The 17,394-nt window shown below is 67.7% G+C and carries 16 protein-coding genes; 5 read left to right on the plus strand and 11 right to left on the minus strand.

Annotated elements, in window-relative coordinates; genetic code table 11:
* Window positions 1-66 precede the first annotated feature (66 nt).
* Window positions 67-1,149: an SDR family oxidoreductase gene (locus AB4Y91_RS00510; protein ID WP_441416639.1), complete on the plus strand. Its 1,083-nt coding sequence runs from the start codon at window positions 67-69 to the stop codon at window positions 1,147-1,149.
* A gap of 7 nt (window positions 1,150-1,156) precedes the next feature.
* On the opposite strand, the gene AB4Y91_RS00515 is transcribed toward AB4Y91_RS00510, so the two are convergent.
* From AB4Y91_RS00515 to AB4Y91_RS00540, 6 genes are all read right to left on the minus strand, one after another.
* The gene (locus AB4Y91_RS00515) at window positions 1,157-1,675 is read right to left on the minus strand and encodes a carboxymuconolactone decarboxylase family protein (protein WP_441416640.1); all 519 of its coding nucleotides are present in this window, start codon (window positions 1,673-1,675) and stop codon (window positions 1,157-1,159) included.
* A 313-nt stretch (window positions 1,676-1,988) separates the two neighbouring features.
* The gene (locus tag AB4Y91_RS00520) at window positions 1,989-2,978 is read right to left on the minus strand and encodes a glycerate kinase (protein WP_441416641.1); all 990 of its coding nucleotides are present in this window, start codon (window positions 2,976-2,978) and stop codon (window positions 1,989-1,991) included.
* Between the two features lie 4 nt (window positions 2,979-2,982).
* The gene (locus AB4Y91_RS00525) at window positions 2,983-3,915 is read right to left on the minus strand and encodes a 3-keto-5-aminohexanoate cleavage protein (protein WP_441416642.1); all 933 of its coding nucleotides are present in this window, start codon (window positions 3,913-3,915) and stop codon (window positions 2,983-2,985) included.
* A 20-nt stretch (window positions 3,916-3,935) separates the two neighbouring features.
* Window positions 3,936-4,700, minus strand: coding sequence for an SDR family oxidoreductase (locus AB4Y91_RS00530; RefSeq protein ID WP_441416643.1), 765 nt, complete (start codon window positions 4,698-4,700; stop codon window positions 3,936-3,938).
* Window positions 4,701-4,804: 104 nt separating this feature from the next.
* Entirely contained in the window at window positions 4,805-6,124 is a 1,320-nt protein-coding gene (locus AB4Y91_RS00535) for an MFS transporter (RefSeq protein WP_441416644.1), read from the minus strand.
* Window positions 6,125-6,242: 118 nt separating this feature from the next.
* Complete coding sequence (locus AB4Y91_RS00540) at window positions 6,243-7,301, minus strand: LacI family DNA-binding transcriptional regulator (RefSeq protein WP_441416645.1); 1,059 nt, start codon at window positions 7,299-7,301, stop codon at window positions 6,243-6,245.
* A gap of 581 nt (window positions 7,302-7,882) precedes the next feature.
* Here AB4Y91_RS00540 and clpB point away from each other — a divergent pair.
* Complete coding sequence (gene clpB / locus AB4Y91_RS00545) at window positions 7,883-10,540, plus strand: ATP-dependent chaperone ClpB (RefSeq protein ID WP_441416646.1); 2,658 nt, start codon at window positions 7,883-7,885, stop codon at window positions 10,538-10,540.
* Window positions 10,541-10,613: 73 nt separating this feature from the next.
* Here the strand turns inward: clpB and AB4Y91_RS00550 are convergent, their stop codons facing one another.
* The 4 genes from AB4Y91_RS00550 to AB4Y91_RS00565 form a co-directional block, all read right to left on the minus strand.
* On the minus strand, window positions 10,614-11,426 hold the full coding sequence (locus tag AB4Y91_RS00550) for a class I SAM-dependent methyltransferase (RefSeq protein WP_441416647.1): 813 nt from the start codon (window positions 11,424-11,426) through the stop codon (window positions 10,614-10,616).
* 9 nt (window positions 11,427-11,435) lie between these two features.
* Complete coding sequence (locus AB4Y91_RS00555) at window positions 11,436-13,049, minus strand: putative bifunctional diguanylate cyclase/phosphodiesterase (RefSeq protein WP_441416648.1); 1,614 nt, start codon at window positions 13,047-13,049, stop codon at window positions 11,436-11,438.
* On the minus strand, window positions 13,036-13,416 hold the full coding sequence (locus AB4Y91_RS00560) for a DUF7793 family protein (RefSeq protein WP_441416649.1): 381 nt from the start codon (window positions 13,414-13,416) through the stop codon (window positions 13,036-13,038). Before AB4Y91_RS00560 ends, AB4Y91_RS00555 begins: the two co-directional genes overlap by 14 nt.
* Before the next feature lie 114 nt (window positions 13,417-13,530).
* A complete protein-coding gene (locus AB4Y91_RS00565) occupies window positions 13,531-14,301 on the minus strand; it encodes a septum formation family protein (protein ID WP_441416650.1) in 771 nt (256 codons plus the stop codon).
* 582 nt (window positions 14,302-14,883) lie between these two features.
* Here AB4Y91_RS00565 and AB4Y91_RS00570 point away from each other — a divergent pair.
* Window positions 14,884-15,117 carry a DUF3073 domain-containing protein gene (locus AB4Y91_RS00570; protein ID WP_082492711.1) on the plus strand — a complete coding sequence of 78 codons (234 nt, stop codon included), beginning with the start codon at window positions 14,884-14,886 and terminating at the stop codon, window positions 15,115-15,117.
* Between the two features lie 324 nt (window positions 15,118-15,441).
* On the plus strand, window positions 15,442-16,218 hold the full coding sequence (locus tag AB4Y91_RS00575) for a VOC family protein (protein WP_441416651.1): 777 nt from the start codon (window positions 15,442-15,444) through the stop codon (window positions 16,216-16,218).
* Between the two features lie 28 nt (window positions 16,219-16,246).
* Here the strand turns inward: AB4Y91_RS00575 and AB4Y91_RS00580 are convergent, their stop codons facing one another.
* On the minus strand, window positions 16,247-16,549 hold the full coding sequence (locus AB4Y91_RS00580) for a helix-turn-helix domain-containing protein (protein WP_441416652.1): 303 nt from the start codon (window positions 16,547-16,549) through the stop codon (window positions 16,247-16,249).
* A 67-nt stretch (window positions 16,550-16,616) separates the two neighbouring features.
* Here AB4Y91_RS00580 and map point away from each other — a divergent pair, with 67 nt between their 5' ends.
* Window positions 16,617-17,393 (plus strand): type I methionyl aminopeptidase, encoded by a 777-nt coding sequence (gene map, locus AB4Y91_RS00585; RefSeq protein WP_441416653.1) that lies wholly within the window; start codon window positions 16,617-16,619, stop codon window positions 17,391-17,393.
* Window position 17,394: the final 1 nt, after the last annotated feature.

Raw genomic sequence — 17,394 nt, forward strand, 5'->3', positions numbered from 1 at the left:
TATCAGCCGGGCCGGCCCCACGGCCTAGGCTGGAGAGAGGCCCGCCCCGCAACCAGGAGGAATCTCGTGCAGAACAACCCAGCCCCAGCCCATGGACGCACCGCACTGGTGGTCGGAGCCAGCGGCATCGCCGGGTCCGCCCTCGTCACCCTCCTTGGGGAAGCAGGCTGGGACGTCTTGGCCCTGTCCCGCGGCGTCGTTGCCCGTCCCGGGGTGCGGCCCGTTAGTGCGGACCTCAGCTCACCGGAGAGCCTTACGGCCGCGCTGGCGGGCGAAAGCCCGACCCACGTGTTCTTCACCGCCTGGTCGCGGCAGGACACCGAACGGGAAAACATCGAAGTCAACGCCGCGCTGCTGCGGAACCTGCTTAACGCCCTGCGCGACAGCCCGGTGGAACACGTCGCCCTGATGACCGGGCTGAAGCACTATCTGGGCCCCTTTGAGGCCTACGCCGCGGGGGAAATGCCGGACACGCCCTTCCATGAGGAGGAACCGCGGCTGCCGGTGCCCAACTTCTACTACGCCCAGGAGGACGAACTGTGGGCCGCGGCCGAACGACAGGGGTTCAGCTGGTCGGTTCACCGTGCGCACACGGTCATCGGCCACGCGGTGGGCAACGCCATGAACATGGGGACCACCCTCGCGGTACAGGCGTCACTCTGCAAGGAGCTGAACCGGCCGTTCATCTTCCCCGGCTCGGAGACGCAGTGGAACAGCCTCACCGATATGACCGACAGTGGACTGCTGGCAGAGCACATGCTCTGGGCAGCCACCGCGGAGTCGGCAGGCAATCAGGCGTACAACATCGTCGACGGCGACGTCTTCCGCTGGCGCTGGATGTGGCCGCGCCTTGCCGCATATTTCGGCGTCGAAGCCGTTGGCTTCGAGAACGAACCCAGGCCGCTGGAAGAGCAGATGCGGGGCATGGAAACGGTGTGGGCAGATTTGGCCGCCCGGCATGGACTCGCCGAACCGGACCTCGCGCGGGTCTCCTCGTGGTGGCACACCGACGGCGACCTGGGACGCAACATCGAGGTGCTGGCCGACATGAGCAAGAGCCGCCTCGCGGGCTTCACCGGATACCGCCGGACCCTGGACTCGTTCACAGTGCTCTTTGACCGGCTCCGGGCGGACCGGCTGATCCCGTAGCCGCCGGTTACTTGGGTTGGGTTTCCTGGTCCTTGCTGCCCTGGGCCTTGTTCCGCACCGGGTGCTGGCTGACGATCGAGACGCGGTTGAAGGCGTTCATCGTGATCGCCAGCCAGCTGATGGCGGAGAACTCGACGTCGGTGAGGTGCCTGCGCGCCCGGCCTCCTTCGCGCTCGCGGGCCTCGGCGTCGGAGATGTTGGTGATCGCCTCGGCCAGAGTCAGGGCCGCACGTTCCTTTTCGCTGAAAAGGGTGGTGTCGCGCCAGGCCGGGAGCACCGACAGGCGCTGGGCTGATTCACCGTTCTTGACCGCGTCCCCCACGTGAAGGTCCAGGCAGAAGGCACAGCCGTTGATCTGCGAGATGCGGACGTTCAGCAACTCGATCAGCGTCTGGTCCAGCCCTGCCTCCTCCGCGGCTTCCTTGGCCTTCAGGCCCAGGCCGTTGAGCGCGCGCCACGCGGCGGGGTGCGCCTTGTCCAGGAAAACGCTGCGGGTGCTGTGCCCGGGTGCCGGAGTCTCATCCATGACTCCCAGATTACAGAGGTCCGGCCAGTACCGCCCGCGCGTCATGTGACAAAGTTGTCAAACGTGTGACAAGCTTTGCGTGTAGCCATAATTCGATCCGGTGGTCGGTTCCTTGGGGGAGCCGACCGCCGGATCGCTTCTTTTTGCGGGACATGTCCAACCCTCGACGCCTGCCGCCGCGCATGCCCCCTCTCCCCGCGGCCGCCCCTGGGACATGCCCAACCCTTGGCACGAAGAATGGACATAGTGGGATTATGCCCACCGTTCGAGGCCGGGAATGGGCATGTCCGTCCTCCGGGGGAGCGGCCCCGGGTCAGGGCAGGGCGTGTCCGGCGATGCGTGCCACCTGCGACCCCGCGGCCACCAGGGCTTTCGCATCGCTGGCCACGATTACGCCGGCAAAGTGGTCGGCATAGTCGCCCAGGTCCTCGTGGACGGAACCGACGACGGCGTACACGGGCGTCGTGCCGCTGCGGGCCAGGATGGCGGCGATGATCTTGCCTTGGCCGGTCTGGGAGTCCAGCCGGCCCTCCCCGACCACCACCGCGGTGCTGGCGGCGGCGTGGGCCTCGAAGCCGAGCACGTCCAGCACATGGTCGGCGCCGGAGACCAGGCGGGCCCCGTACTTCGCCCACATGCCGCCGGAGAAGCCGCCGGCGGCCCCGGTCCGCTCCAACGGCCGGGGGTCCCGGCCCAGTTCGCGGGCAAACCCGTCCGCCAGCTCGTTGAGCCGCCACGTGAGTACCTCCACCGTTGCCGGGTCCGCGCCCTTCTGCGGGCCGAAGACCCGGGCGGCGTCGGCGAAGCGGGTGGTCACGTCGCTGAGCACCACCACCTCGGCGCCGTCCAGGCCGCCGCGCTCCTCGATGGCGGCGATGGCCCCGGCCCCGCCGTCGGTGGTCGCGGAGCCGCCGGCCGCCACCAGCACCCGCCGGGCACCGAGCCGGACGGCCTCCGCCATCATCACCCCGGTGCCGTACGTGCTGGCACGGACGGGGTCCCGGTCGCCGGTGCTGGGCAGGTTCAGGCCGCTGGCAAACGCAAGTTCGACGACGGCGGTCCCGTCCGGGGCCAGCGCGATGACCGCCTCGACGTCATCGCCCCAGGGTCCCACCGTGCGAACCCGGACCGGCCGGGCGTCGAGGCCCCGGACCAGCACGTCGAAGGTCCCCTCGCCGCCGTCGGCCACCGGCAGTTGGACGGCGGCCGCCCCGGCCGCGCGGATCCCGGCAGCGATGTGGGCGCAGACGTCCGCTGCCGGGAAGGTCCCCTTGAAACTGTCCGGGGCAACGAGGATGCTCACCGGCCTAGAATCCCACTTTGTCGCGGCCCTTGAGCTGCAGCATTTCGCGGGCCTCGTCCGGGGTGGCGATCTCGAAGTTGAGCGCCTCCAGGATGGTGCGGATCCGGGTGACCTGCTGGGCGTTGGACGTGGCGAGCTGGCCGGGGCCGATCCAGAGCGAGTCCTCCAGTCCGACGCGGACATGCGAACCCATGGCCGCACCGATCGTTGCGAGCGGCATCTGGTTCTTGCCGGCGCCCAGGATGGACCACTGGTAATCATCGCCCAGCAGCCGGTCAGCGGTGCGGCGCATGTGCATGAGGTCTTCCGGGTGGGCGCCGATCCCGCCGAGCAGGCCGAAAACGGACTGGACGAACAGGGGGCCGCGGGCCAGGCCGCGGGCGTGGAAGTGGGCCAGGTTGTTCAGGTGGGAGATGTCGTAGCACTCGAATTCGAACCGGGTGCCGTTCTCGTTGCCCAGCCCTAAGATGGTTTCAATGTCCTGGAAGGTGTTCTTGAAGACCAGGTCGCGGCTCTTTTCGAGTCCTTCGCGCTCCCACTCGTGCCCGAAGTCCGTGAAACGGTCCAGCATCGGGTAGAGGCCGAAGTTCATCGACCCCATGTTCAGCGAGGCCAGTTCGGGCTTGAACAGCGCGGCAGGCTGCATGCGCTCCTCCACGGTCATGTGGGGGGAGCCGCCGGTGGTGATGTTGATGACGGCATCGGTGTTGCGCTTGAGTTTGTCCAGGATCGGGGCGAAGTGCTCCGGGTCCTGCGAGGGCCGGCCGTCCTTCGGGTCGCGGGCATGCATGTGGACGATCGCAGCGCCGGCCTCTGCGGCGCCGATCGCGGCGTCGGCGATTTCGTCCGGGGAGACCGGCAAGTGTGGGGACATGGACGGGGTGTGGATGGCGCCGGTGACGGCGCTGGTGATGATGACTTTGCGTGCAGCAGCCATGGGGGTTGCTCCTTCGGGGCTCAGTAAAGCTTTTCGGTGTTGCCGTCGACGGCGAGGGCCTGGCCGTTGACGTTGCGGGCCAGGTCGCTCGCGGCGAAGGCGGCCATGTTCGCGATGTCCTCGGCCTCGATCAGCCGGCCGAGGGAGGACTGGTTGTGGTAGAGCTCGGAAACCTGGTCCGCCGGGAGGTCCAGCATCTGCGCCTTGGCCGCGATGACGGCGTCGATCCGGGGCCCGTTGACGGCGCCGGGGCAGATCGCGTTGACCCGGATCCGGTCCGGGCCCAGTTCGATTGCGAGCGTCTTGGTCAGCCCGACGACGGCCCACTTGGACGCGGAGTAGGCGCTGCGCCCGGCCATGCCGAGCCGTCCCGCCGCGGAGGAGAGGTTCACGATCGAGGCGCCGGTGCCCTGCCGGAGCAGGGGCAGCGCGTGCTTGATGCAGTAGAACTGGCCGTGGATGTTGACGTCGAAGGTGGCCTTCCAGGCGGCGGCGTCGAGGGTTTCGAGCGGGCCGGTGGGGCCGGCGATGCCGGCGTTGTTGACCAGCACGTCCAGCCCTCCCAGTTCCTCGGCCACGGTGGCCATGAGGGCGCGCACCTGGGCTTCGTCGGAGACGTCGCTGACCGCAGCGGCGAGGCCGTTGACGCGGGCCTTCTCGACGGCGTCGGGGTCAATGTCGGTGACGAAGACGGCGGCGCCGAGTTGCTGGAACTTGCTCGCGATGGCCAGGCCGATGCCGTTGGCGCCGGCGGTGACCAGAACGCGTTTTGCGGTGAAATCCATGGGTATTCCTTGCGGTGGTGGTTCGGTGAGCCGCTCCGCCGGCGCGCAGGGGCGCCGGCAGAGCGTTGGCGGTGGAGCGTTCGGTGGCGGCCGGCGTCGGGCGCTTAGTGGGCAGCGGGGACGACGTCGGGCTTCTCGGTGCCGCGCTTGAGCATCAGGGACAGCAGTGCACCGATGATGCACATGCCCACGATGAACCACAGGCCGGAGAGCTTGGAGCCGGTGGCATCCTGCATGAAGCCCATGACGTAGGGGCCGAGGAAGCCGCCGAGCAGGCCGATGGTGTTGACGAACGCGATGCCGCCGGCGAGGGCGGCGCCGCTGAGGCGGGTGGCCGGGTAGGTGAAGAGGATCGGCTGCAGGGCGAAGAAGTTGAAGGCTGCCAGGCAGAAGCCGATCATGCCGAGCAGCGGGCCGCCGACGGCGCCGAGCGCGAAGCCGGCGATGATGCCGATCATGGTGCCGGTGACCAGGAGGCGGGAGCGTTTGCCGTCGGTGGCGAAGCGGGGAACCAGCAGCGCGCCGGCCGCGGAGAAGATCCACGGGATGGCGGTCAGCAGGCCGATCTGCAGCGGGTTGAGCTTGCCGTAGGTGCCGATGATGGAGGGCAGGAAGTAGGACAGGGCGTAGACGGCAATCTGGTGGGTGAAATAGACGCCCACGACCAGGAGGATCTGCTTGTCTTTCAGGACGTCGCGGAGGCGGTGGTTGCCGGAGGCTTCCGCGCCGGCCTTCTCTTCGGCGGCGATCCGGGCCTCGAGGTCGGCGGCCTCCTCGGGGCTGAGGAACGTGGCTTTGCTGGGCCGGTCCGGGAGCTTCTTCCAGACGACGTAGGCCAGGACGCAGGCCGGCAGGCCCTCGACGAGGAACATCCACTGCCAGCCGTGCAGGCCGCCGAGGCCGTCCAGGGTCAGCAGCAGCCCGCCGAGCGGGGCTCCGACGATGTTGGCGATCGAGACGCCCAGCAAGAACATGCCGTTGGCCTTGGCGCGGTCCTTGACCACGAACCACTGGGTCAGGAAGTACATAACGCCTGGGAAGAGCCCGGCCTCGGCGACGCCGAGCAGCATCCGCATGATGTAGAAGGACCACTCTCCCTGCACGAAGGCCATGCCGGCCGAGATGATGCCCCAGGTGATCATGATCCGCATGATCCAGAAGCGGGCGCCCACCTTGTGCATGATCAGGTTCGAGGGGATTTCGGAGAGGGCGTAGGTCAGGAAGAACAGGCCGGCGCCGATGCCGTAGGCGGTGGCGGAGATGCCGAGGTCAATCTCCAGGCGGTCCTTGGCCATACCGATGTTGGTGCGGTCCAGGAACGCCATGATGTAGGCGCCGATCAGCAGCGGCATGACTCGGCGCAGGATCACGCCGTTAATTTCCTGCGGTGTGCGCATCTTCGTTGGTGCGGATACAACTGACATGGGTCTTCGTCCTTGAATTGGGGTCAGGATTGATGGTCAGGGCGGACAGCGGGCAGCGTTCAATCGGCAGCCGACGCTGCGAGGTGGTGCGTTTGGGGAGTTGCGGTTGGTGCGGTGGCTAGGTGAGGGCGGGGGTACAGCCGCAGGTGCGGCCGATGTGGAGGCGGTGCCGGCACACCAGCGAGGTGTAGTTCCGGGACGGGGCTTCGATGCGTTTGAGCAGCATGGCGAAGGCCTCATGGGCCATCTCCTGCTGCGGCTGGACAATGCTGGTCAGGTTGATCAGTCCGGAGCGGCTGTGCGGCAGCCCGTCGCAGCCGGCCACGGCCACGTCCTCCGGGATCCGCAGGCCCCGCGCCAGGGCGTACTCCATCACGCCGATGGCGAGCTCGTCGCTGCCGCAGACCACTGCCTGCGGCGGGGTTCCGGAGGCGAAGAGACGTTCGGCGGCCAGCCGGCCGCCTTCGTTGTTCACGCGGGTGCTGATCTTGCGGTCCCCGCTGATGACGACGCCGGCGGCGGCCGCCGTCCGCACGAAGGCCTGTTCCCGGGCCAGTGAAGCGGTGGAAAAGCGGGGGCCGATCACGGTGGCGATCTCGGTGTAGCCGTGGGCGAGCATGTGCTGCATCAGCAGCGTCGCGGCGGCGTCGTCGTCGATCCCGACAAAGTCTGAATCGAGGAAGTCAGCCCGGCGGGACAAGCAGACGTAGGGAATCCGGGCGGACCTCAGCGTGCGGAGGGCGCGCGCATCGTCCCGGAGCGAGGCGGCGAGGATGACGCCGTCCACGTTGCGGTTCGCGAGCGTGGACGTGACCTGGGCGAGGACCTCCGGATCGTCCTGGGTGGTGGCGACAAAGACCTCGTAGCCGGAATCGGCTGCCGCGGAAATGACGCCCTGCGCCCAGCGCGGGAACATCGGGTTGATGATGTTGGGCAGGATCAGGCCGATCACGCGGGTGCGCTGCAGATCGGTGGACTGGGAGGACTTACGGGGCCTGAAGCCCAGCTCGTTCGCCACGTGGATGATGTGGCGCCGGGTCTCCGGCGAGACACCGCCCTTGCCGTTGAGGACGTAGGACACCGCGGCGGAGGAGACGCCGGCCGCGCGGGCCACGGCAGCCGCGGAAACCGGCGCTACGGGGCCGTCGCCGGCAACGGTGGTGGCTTGTTCCTGCATTCTGACCCTCCTTCGCATCGGTTTCGGTCCCTGTGACCTCAGTTACAGTAATTAGCCCGCGCAACGTTAAGCAACGTTAAGTGATGTGGGGTGGGATGTCCGGGTGTGGCATCCGGTCCGACGGACATGCTCTGGCCTGGGTTCGCTCGGTTTCCGCAGCCAGCCCAACGGACATGCCCATCCTTGGACTCGGCCAGTAGACATATCCGGACTATGTCCATTCGTAGGCGCGAGGAATGGGCATGTCCGGACGCTCCAAGGGCTGAGGCCGGGCATGCCCAGCGCCCCGAGCCAAGGATGGGCATGTCCGGAAGCTCGAAGGGTGGCGGCTGAGCATGCCCAGCGCCCCGCGCGAAGGATGGGCATGTCCGGACGCTCGAAGGGCTGAGGCCGGGCATGCCCAGCGCCCCGAGCCAAGGATGGGCATGTCCGTCGGCCCGGAGCGCGCCCGGCGCCCGCGGGGACTCCGGCCCTAGACAGCAGTTTCGCCGTGGGCAAACATGGAGCTAAAGGAGCCAATTCCAAAGTTGAGCGGGCTAGACTCAACTTTGACGACAGTTTTATCCCGGAAGGAGCTCTCTTTGGACGCGAAATTCACTACCAAGAGCCAGGAGGCTCTTTCGGCAGCAGCCATGAACGCCTCGACGGCCGGAAACCCGCAGCTGGAACCGGCCCATCTGCTTAAGGCGCTCATGGACCAGCGCGAGGGGGTCGCCGTCGCGCTCCTCCGCGCCACCGGAACCGATCCGGATGCCGTCAGCGTCCAGGCCAGCTCCGCCATCAAGGCCCTCCCCTCCACCTCGGGCGGCTCCGTGCAGCAGGCCCAGCTTTCCCGCGCCGCGATGCAGGCCATCAAGAACGCGCAGAACGAGGCGGAACGGCTCGGCGACACCTTCGTCTCCACCGAGCACCTGCTGCTGGGCCTCGCCTCCGGCAGCGACGACGTCGGGCGGCTGCTCCGCGATGCCGGCGCCTCCCACGAGGCGCTGCTCGCAGCGCTGCCCGGGGTCCGCGGCGACCGCAAGGTGGACAACGCCGACCCCGAAAACACCTTCCAAGCGCTGGAGAAGTTCGGCACCGACCTGACCGCGATCGCGCGCTCCGGCAAGCTGGACCCGGTGATCGGGCGCGACGCCGAGATCCGCCGCATCATCCAGGTCCTCAGCCGCCGCACCAAGAACAACCCGGTGATCATCGGCGAACCCGGCGTCGGCAAGACCGCCGTCGTCGAAGGCCTGGCCCAGCGGATCGTGGCCGGCGACGTGCCCGAGAGCCTGCGCGGCAAGACCCTGGTTGCCCTGGACCTGGCCTCGATGGTGGCGGGCGCCAAGTACCGCGGCGAATTCGAGGAGCGGCTCAAGGCGGTGCTGGAGGAGATCAAGAGCTCCGAGGGCCAGATCGTCACCTTCATCGACGAGCTCCACACCGTGGTCGGCGCGGGCGCCTCCGGGGACAGCTCGATGGACGCCGGCAACATGCTCAAGCCCATGCTCGCCCGCGGTGAACTCCGGCTGATCGGCGCCACCACGCTCGACGAATACCGCGAGAACATCGAAAAGGACCCGGCGCTGGAACGCCGCTTCCAGCAGGTCTTCGTCGGCGAACCGAGCGTGGATGACACGATCGGCATCCTGCGCGGACTGAAGGAACGCTACGAGGCGCACCACAAGGTTTCCATCTCCGACTCCGCCCTCGTGGCCGCGGCGACCCTGTCCAACCGGTACATCTCCGGCCGGCAGCTGCCGGACAAGGCGATCGACCTCGTCGATGAGGCCGCGTCCCGGCTGCGGATGGAGATCGACTCCGCCCCGGAGGAGATCGACCAGCTGCGCCGCCAGGTGGACCGGCTGACCATGGAGGAACTGGCCCTGGCCGGCGAGACCGACCCGGCCTCAGTGGAACGCCTTGCTGCCCTGCGCGCCGACATGGCGGACAAGAAGGAGGAGCTCGCGGCCCTGAACGCCCGCTGGGAGACCGAGAAGGCGGGCCTGAACCGTGCCGGCGACCTGCGCGCCAAGCTGGATGAGCTGCGGTCCGCGGAGGAAAAAGCTGAGCGCGAGGGCGACTTCGAGACGGCGTCCCGGATCCTCTACGGCGAGATCCCGGCCCTGGAACGTGAACTCAAGGCCGCGGCCGAGGCCGAAGCGGCCGTGACCGACAAGTCCGGGCAGATGGTGGCCGACGAGGTGACCGCGGATGACATCGCCGAGGTGATCTCCGCGTGGACCGGCATCCCGGCCGGGCGCATGCTGCAGGGCGAGAGCCAGAAGCTGCTGGAGATGGAGCGCGTCCTGGGCGAACGGCTGATCGGCCAGACCAAGGCGGTCACCGCCGTCTCCGACGCCGTGCGCCGGGCCCGCGCCGGTATCAGCGACCCCAACCGGCCCACCGGATCCTTCCTCTTCCTGGGCCCGACCGGCGTCGGCAAGACCGAGCTGGCCAAGTCGCTCGCGGACTTCCTCTTCGACGACGAGCGGGCCATGGTGCGGATCGACATGTCCGAGTACTCGGAGAAGCACTCCGTGGCGCGGCTGGTCGGGGCGCCTCCGGGCTACGTGGGCTACGAGGAGGGCGGCCAGCTGACCGAGGCTGTCCGCCGTCGCCCGTACTCCGTCCTGTTGCTCGACGAGGTGGAGAAGGCCCACCCGGAGGTCTTCGACATCCTCCTGCAGGTGCTCGACGACGGCCGCCTCACCGACGGCCAGGGCCGCACCGTGGACTTCCGGAACGTGATCCTGGTCCTGACCTCCAACCTGGGCAGCCAGTTCCTCGTGGACCCGAACCTCGACGCCGCCGCCAAGCGGGATGCGGTCATGGCCACGGTGCACGCCTCCTTCAAGCCCGAATTCCTGAACCGGCTCGACGAGGTGGTGCTTTTCGACCCGCTGAGCGTCGAGGAACTCGCCGAGATCGTCGAGCTGCAGGTCAAGGAGCTGGGCGAACGGCTCAAGGGCCGCCGCCTGACTCTCGAAGTATCGGAAGGCGCGCGGGCCTGGCTGGCCGTCACCGGTTTCGACCCTGCCTACGGCGCCCGGCCGCTGCGCCGCTTGGTGCAGCGGGAGATCGGAGACCGGCTGGCCAAGTCCATCCTGGCCGGCGAGATCGCCGACGGCGACACGGTCCTGGTGGACACCGCCCCGGATCTGATGGAGCTCACCATGGGCGGCGCGGACGTGTCCGCGCGGCCCGACGGCGGAGCGTCCACCGGCAGCGGGCTCTCGGTCCGCCGCAAGGAGTAACGCAAGGAGTCACGCCGCGAACGGCAAGGGCCGCCCGCCGGATTCCACCGGCGGGCGGCCTTTTCGTTGAATGTCAGCTCTGCTGGCCCGGGGCTTTGCCGGTTCCCGCCATAAGGGCGAAATATCCCGGAACGCTTTGGCGGGCATTCTCGGACCTCATGGGGACCACCTCGATGCTGATCGGGCCGTCCTCGATGAGCTGCCAGTCCGCGTCCGGGAACAAGGCATGGCGTTCGCGGGCACCGAAGCGGCCCGGACGTGGCAGGTTTTCCAGCGCCCGGCGCAGCTGGCGCGGTACGTTCTCTCGGGTGGCCCCGAGCTCCGCCAAATAGTCGAGGCTGTTGCCGGGGAAATTGGTTTCCGCCAAAAAGATCCGGCCCTTGTCCCCGACTGCCGTCCGCAGGTTTTCCACCATGGCGGCTTGCTTGTCGGGTTTCAGGACGTGAAAGACCCCGCGGACGAAGACGTTGGCTGCGCCCAGCCGCTCCAAGCCAAGTCCTCCCGTGCCTGTATCCGCAGCATCCAGGACCATAAACTCAGCATTGGGGACATTTTCTGATTCCGCAGCCGCTCTGTCGATGGCGCCGGCGGACACATCGATTCCGATCACCCGTGGAAAAAGCCCGGCCAGCCACCGGGTGTACGTCCCATTGCCGCAACCCACGTCAACGACCGGAAGAGCCGGATCAAAGTGGGCGCGGATCAGATCGGCGTACTGCCCGCGCTCCGCAGCGGAATCGGCGTCCCAGAGAACGTCTCCGGCCCTGCCCGTCGTGTCGATGCCCTTCCAGTACTTGTCCCAGGCGGCATGCGGATCCCTCGGTGCCCGGGATGCGAGACGAACCACTGTCGGGATAAGCCGCATGCGGTCCCAGAGCTTTGCCATGCCGTCACTTTACCTTTGCTGTCCGGCAGCGCGGAGCCGATTAAGTGCGTCTACAGCGGGCTCCGGACGTCCGAAGTAGTAGCCCTGCCCGTAGAGGCAACCCATAGCCCGGAGTTCTGCGGCCTGCCCGGCCGTTTCGATGCCCTCCACAATCGCCTCGAGCTCGGCCGCTGAGATCAGCTGGAGGATGGCAGAAACGAATTTCTGCTGCCGGGGGTCGGACTCAAGGTCCTTGATGAGGGAGTGGTCCACCTTGACTGTGTCTGCGGGAAGCGTCCGGAGGTAGCTGATGGACGAGTACCCGGTGCCGAAGTCGTCAATCTGCAGTCCCACACCCATGGCGCGGAGGGCTCTCAGCACCTGTTCCTCTCCCGCTCCGGGGGACATCAGGACGGTTTCGGTGATCTCAAGCACCAGCCGGCCCGGTTGCACGTCGTTGTTTTCCAACGTGTCCCGGATGTCCTGCAGCAGGTCGCCTCTGAGGAGCTCGGCGGCCGAGAGATTGATGTGCAGCCGGAAATCGGTGAGATCCGGTGCCTCCCTTTTCCACCGGCTCAGCTGAGAGATTCCTTCGTGCAGGATCCATCGCCCCAGCTCGACGATGAGGCCGGTCTCTTCCGCGATGCCGATGAAGTTGTCCGGCATGATGGTTCCGTGGACCGGGTGGTGCCACCGGACGAGGGCCTCCACGCCGGCGACTCGCCCGGAGGCGAGTTCAATGACCGGCTGGTAGAGAAGTGCCAGCTGTCCCTCGGAAGCCGCCGTGCGCAACTCGGCTGTTATCCGCGATCGCTCCCTGACGGCGTCGAGCATATCCGGGTGGAAGCGCGAGATTCTGTTCCGGCCCTGGGCCTTGGCTTGATACATGGCGATGTCGGCATCGCGCATGAGTTCCTCCGAGCTATGTCCGGGATTGCGAAGGCAGATCCCGATGCTCGCCGTGGTCCAGACCGTTTCGGATCCCACGTGTATGCACTCCTGCAGGGCTTCCCGCGCCCGCTGCGCAATGTGGACGACTTCCTCTTCGGTCGCCCCTGCAATGAGGACGGCGAATTCATCCCCGCCGAGGCGCGCCACGGTGTCCGAGGTCCGGACCACGGAGCGCAAACGGCTGGAGACCTCCACAAGCACGGCATCCCCGGCGCTGTGCCCCATGGTGTCGTTGATGGCTTTGAAGGAATCCAGATCCAACACCAGAACGGCCGCGGCGCTGCCGCCCTGTGCGCTGGCGCCGATCGCGTCCTGGATTCGCTCGCTGAGCAGGGTCCGATTGGCCAGGCCCGTCAAAGCATCGGTTTTGGCCATCTGCTCCAGCTCGACCTGGGTGCGCCGCAACATGGCGGTGCGGGCAGCCACCCGTTCTTCCAGGTCCGAATGGGTATGGCCGAGCTCCTCGGCGAGGAGATTGACGCCGGTAATGACGGCATCAATCTCATCGCGTTGGTCCGAGGGTTCGATCCGCGCACTCAGCTCGCCGGCAGCAAGCCGGACGATGCCGTCGACCAGCAGTTGCAGGCGGCCGTCTACAGCCCCGTCGGCCGGAGCCGTGTAGGGAAGAGTCTCAGGAACGTCGACAGTTGCGATGCTGTCTTGTCGTTGCCGACCCCTTTCACCGGTCGGCACTGAGCCATTCCATGGCGTCGTTGTGCGAGGTGAAAAACCGTGTTGGGCAAGGCGGTATATGAACCCCCAGGAAGAAGTTCGCCAGGACCCGGTCCACGGGCGACCGTCCCAGCAGGGCGATGCGGGAGGCGCTGCACGGGATGGACCAGATGCTTCGGGCTTCACGGCTGACGGAAGCCACCGACGCCATGTCGACAAGCATCGGATGGGGGACGCCCTGGCAGGCCTCGTTCACTTTCGCCATCGCCGCCCGGGCATCCGCGACCTCAATGCTGATCCCGGGTAGCCACTGCAGGTGGATGTAGCCGTCAGCGAGGAGTTTGACGCTCCCCTTTCCACCGTCGACAGAATCCGGTGCCACGACCATGTCTCCTCCTGAATGGGCAGCCGAGAGATTCAGCAACACCTCAAAGGTACCGTTGGTTCCGCTGGTGTCCATGAAAAACCCGCCGCCGGGCGTGAAGAATACGCTGACGGAGCCCTAGAGCCGCGGGATCAGGGATTCCTTGATGACGTTTCCGCCGTCGGCCACGAAGTAGCAGTCCACCCGCCGGTCGCCGGTGCCCCAGCTGGAGGAGCTCGGATAGGCCAGTTTGTAGCTGAACTGGTAGTTCCCGGACTTGTCGGTGAGCTGGGCCGCCTTGCAGGTGTCCAGCGCCTTCTGCTTCAGCGGGTCACGGCCCGGGTAGGCGTCGGCGGCGGCGTAACTGTCCACTGCCACCAACTGGGCCGAATGTCCGGTGTCACAGGCCACGACAGTGGAGGTGGGGGCGTTTGCGTCGAAGTCCTTGAAGCAGTCGCCGAGCCGGAAGTCCATCGGGTTGACGCCTTCCAGCGGCAGCGGGCCCCGGGCCGCGGGGGCCGCGGACGAGGACCCGGCCGGAGCGGGCGAGGCGCCGGCCGTGGGTTGCTGGGTGGCGGCACCCAGCGAGGTCAGCCACCAGATCACCAGCCCCAGCACGACGACGGCGGCCAGGGCGGCGCCGACCCTCGCCAGGCCCAGCCGTTGGGCGGCGGCCCAGAGGGTCCGGCCCGCGCGTCGGGCGCTCGCGCCCAGCCTGCCGCCCAGCTGCCGGGCGCGGGGCCCCAGGTCTGAGGTCCTGAGTTGCGCCACCTGGGCGGAGAGCAGCTTGCCGAATTGGGAGGCGCCGGAGGTGGTCTTCCGGTTCCCGGTCTTCCGCTTCGGGGCCTCGACGCCGGCGCGTCCGCCGCCTGCGGCCGGCGTCGTGGACCGGGTTTCGGCTCCCGCCAAGGTTTCGGCTCCCGCCCGGCTTTCGGACCGCGCGGCGGCCCGCCGGTAGGACGGCGCGGCGGGTGCGGTAGGTGCAGGGGCAGTGGCGCCCGGCGCGGTGCTGCTTAGGGGAGTGGTGCTTGAGGGAGGGGTGCTTGAGGCGATGCTGCGCGGGACAAGCGGGACGGCGGACGTCGGCGGCGCGGAAGGCCGGGGCGGGATGCGGACGGAAGAGGGCATGCGTGCCGGCGGGGCCGGAACCGGCCGCTCTCCGGGGCTGTCCGCAGGGGGAACGTCAGGCATTCCGGCATCGCCGCGCCTGGCGTTCTCGTCGCTGGCAGGCTTTTCGGTCACTCGGGAATTCACCTCTTCCGTGCGTCTTTGCCGGGGCTGGATGCCCGGCTCCGGGCCGCGTTTCCGGGAGCCCATCAAGAGACTCTATCGAAGAAGGCTGCCGGGCCGCATGCGGAGGCGCTCGGGCGGCGAGCAGTGACCGCCGAAAGCATGTAATCTAGGTGTACGACAAATTGACCAAACATTCCGGGGCCTCACCGAACGCCAATGGTGACCACCTCCGGTCCGAGTACAAAAGGGGGTCACGCCATGGGGCGCGGCCGTCAAAAGGCAAAAGCTACCAAGCAGGCTCGGGATATTAAGTACTATTCCCCGAACACTGACTACTCTGCGCTTCAGCGTGAGCTTAAGAGCTCGGAGGGTCGTGCGCCGAGCCGCTTCTCGAGTGAGCCCGTTGAGCCGGATTATTCGGCTTATGTGGATAAGTACGCGGACGATGTGGAAGAGGACGACGACGAGGTAGATTCCCGTCGGATAGGTTAGTCGACACTTCTTCCGGTCACCCCTTGCCAAGCGAGGGTGCCGACCAAGTTTTACAGGCCCGCCGGCCACACCCTCTTCGGGGCGTGCCCGGCGGGTTTTTTGCGTCCAACAACCACCCGCCCCTGCCGCCCTCCCTCCGGTGCCGGCCCCGCTGCCCCGCCGCTGAACCGCCGTTTAGACGGTTCCGCGCCCAGTCGATGCTTCTAAACGACTTGTAGGCAGGGAACCATCGAAACGGCGGGCGAGGATCGGTTGCTGGGCCACGCGCCCCGGGCTAGTTTGGACTTGCCGGGCTGTCCGGCATTTCTCTGGGAAGGACTTTCCATGGCGATTCGTTCGGGGTATGCCGAAGGCGAGGTCTGCTGGGCCGATCTCCAGACGTCCGATGTGGCTGCGGCCAAGGAGTTTTACGCCGCCATCTTCGGCTGGCGGTACGAGGACCAGCCCACCCCCGACGGACGCAGCTTCGCCCAGGCGTTTCTGGGCCAGGAACTGGTTACCGTCATCGCGCCGCAGAACCCGCAGCAGCAGCGGGCGGCGGCCCCGGGACAGTGGAACGTCTACTTCGCCGTCGACGACGCCGCCGGGCTCGCCGCCGAACTGCCGCACACCGGCGGGGTGCTCGAGTTTGGGCCGGAAGCTGTGGACGGAACCGGCGTGATGGTCTTCTTCGCCCCGCCCGGCGGAGGGACCACGGGCGCCTGGCAGGCCGGCACGCACTTCGGCACGGCGCGGAGCGAGGAAGCGGGCGCCCTGGCCTGGGTCGAGTTGCTCACGCCCGAGCCGGAGGCCGCCGTCGGGTTCTTCCAGCAGCTATTCCGCCACGAGGTGACCGAGTACCCGCAGGACGACGGAGGAACGTACACGACCCTGATGGTGGACGGCACAGAGGTCGCCGGGATCGCCACCGTGCCCGCGGCCGAGCGCAACCTTGAGCCGGGCTGGCAGGTGTATTTCGGGGTTCCCAGCGTCGCCGAAGCCGTGGCGACGGCGCGCGCTGCGGGCGGCGTCGTCCTCATTGAACCGGCGGACGATGAAGCCGGTGCCATTGCGACGGTCCGGGACCCGCAGGGCGGCGTGTTCAGCGTGCTGGAGGTTTAGCCGGGCCCCCGAAAGAGAGCCGGAACGCCTACGAGGCAAGCCGCGCGCGTGCGGTGCTGCCAGGGCCCGCAGCTTCATCGCCGGACCCGGGCGGGCTCACCTCGGCCCACACGGCATCGAGGGAGAGGCCCAGGACGCCGGCGATCGCGGCGATGGTCGGAAAGGCCGGCGTGGCCACGCGGCCAGACTCGATCTTTCGAAGGGTTTCGGGCGAGACGCGCGCATCGAGGGCAACTTCAAGCATGGAGCGGTCACCCCTCGCGCGGCGCAGCAGGACACCGAGGCGCTGTCCGCGCTCGACTTCAGCGGATGTGAGCGGCAATCTGACCATGGATCCAATTCTAATACCGGGATAATATGACCGGTATAGTTATTGGTTTTAGACGAAAGGGCGTCACATGATCGAGTTCCTGAACCACACCGAGTTGGCGCGTGCGAAAGTGACGGGCCGCCTGGTCGCAGACATCCTGCAGACGCTGAAATCGCGGAGCTCCATCGGCACCAACCTGCTGGACATCGACCGGTGGACGTCGGAATTGATCGCCGACGCCGCGGCGGAGTCCTGCTACGTCGATTACGCGCCGTCGTTCGGGCGCGGGCCGTTCGGCCACTACATCTGCACGGGCGTCAACGACGCCGTCCTCCACGGACGCCCCCACGACTACGCGTTGGCCGACGGGGACCTGCTGACTCTGGACCTCGCCGTCGCCAAGGACGGGGTGGCCTCGGACTCCGCCATCAGCTTCATCGTGGGTGGGACGCGGCCGGCCGGGAGTGTCGCCATGATCGACGCCACCGAACGCGCACTGAGCGCCGGGATAGCCGCGGCCGGACCGGGAGCCCGCATCGGGGACATCTCCCATGCCATCGGCGCGGTCCTCAGCGAGGCCGGGTATCCGATCAACACGGAGTTCGGCGGGCACGGCATCGGATCGACGATGCACCAGGACCCGCATGTTCCCAACACCGGCCGGCCAGGCCGGGGTTACACCCTGCGCCCCGGGCTGCTGCTCGCGCTGGAACCGTGGGTCATGGCGGACACCGCCAAGCTCGTCACCGACGCCGACGGGTGGACCCTCCGAAGCGCGACCGGCTGCCGGACCGCGCACAGCGAACACACCATCGCGATTACCGACGACGGCGCCGAAATCCTTACGCTGCCGACGCAGCAGTAAG

Origin of the sequence: Arthrobacter sp. YAF16 (assembly GCF_052113385.1) — a bacterium.
GTDB lineage: Bacteria > Actinomycetota > Actinomycetes > Actinomycetales > Micrococcaceae > Arthrobacter.

Excerpts from the sequence above, each read along its gene's own strand:
- AB4Y91_RS00515 (WP_441416640.1), bottom strand. The coding sequence starts at position 1,675 with ATGGATGAGACTCCGGCACCCGGGCACAGCACCCGCAGCGTTTTCCTG.
- AB4Y91_RS00525 (WP_441416642.1), bottom strand. The coding sequence starts at position 3,915 with ATGGCTGCTGCACGCAAAGTCATCATCACCAGCGCCGTCACCGGCGCC.
- AB4Y91_RS00530 (WP_441416643.1), bottom strand. The coding sequence starts at position 4,700 with ATGGATTTCACCGCAAAACGCGTTCTGGTCACCGCCGGCGCCAACGGC.
- AB4Y91_RS00535 (WP_441416644.1), bottom strand. The coding sequence starts at position 6,124 with ATGTCAGTTGTATCCGCACCAACGAAGATGCGCACACCGCAGGAAATT.
- AB4Y91_RS00540 (WP_441416645.1), bottom strand. The coding sequence starts at position 7,301 with ATGCAGGAACAAGCCACCACCGTTGCCGGCGACGGCCCCGTAGCGCCG.
- AB4Y91_RS00550 (WP_441416647.1), bottom strand. The coding sequence starts at position 11,426 with ATGGCAAAGCTCTGGGACCGCATGCGGCTTATCCCGACAGTGGTTCGT.
- AB4Y91_RS00560 (WP_441416649.1), bottom strand. The coding sequence starts at position 13,416 with ATGGTCGTGGCACCGGATTCTGTCGACGGTGGAAAGGGGAGCGTCAAA.
- AB4Y91_RS00570 (WP_082492711.1), top strand. The coding sequence starts at position 14,884 with ATGGGGCGCGGCCGTCAAAAGGCAAAAGCTACCAAGCAGGCTCGGGAT.
- AB4Y91_RS00575 (WP_441416651.1), top strand. The coding sequence starts at position 15,442 with ATGGCGATTCGTTCGGGGTATGCCGAAGGCGAGGTCTGCTGGGCCGAT.
- AB4Y91_RS00580 (WP_441416652.1), bottom strand. The coding sequence starts at position 16,549 with ATGGTCAGATTGCCGCTCACATCCGCTGAAGTCGAGCGCGGACAGCGC.
- map (WP_441416653.1), top strand. The coding sequence starts at position 16,617 with ATGATCGAGTTCCTGAACCACACCGAGTTGGCGCGTGCGAAAGTGACG.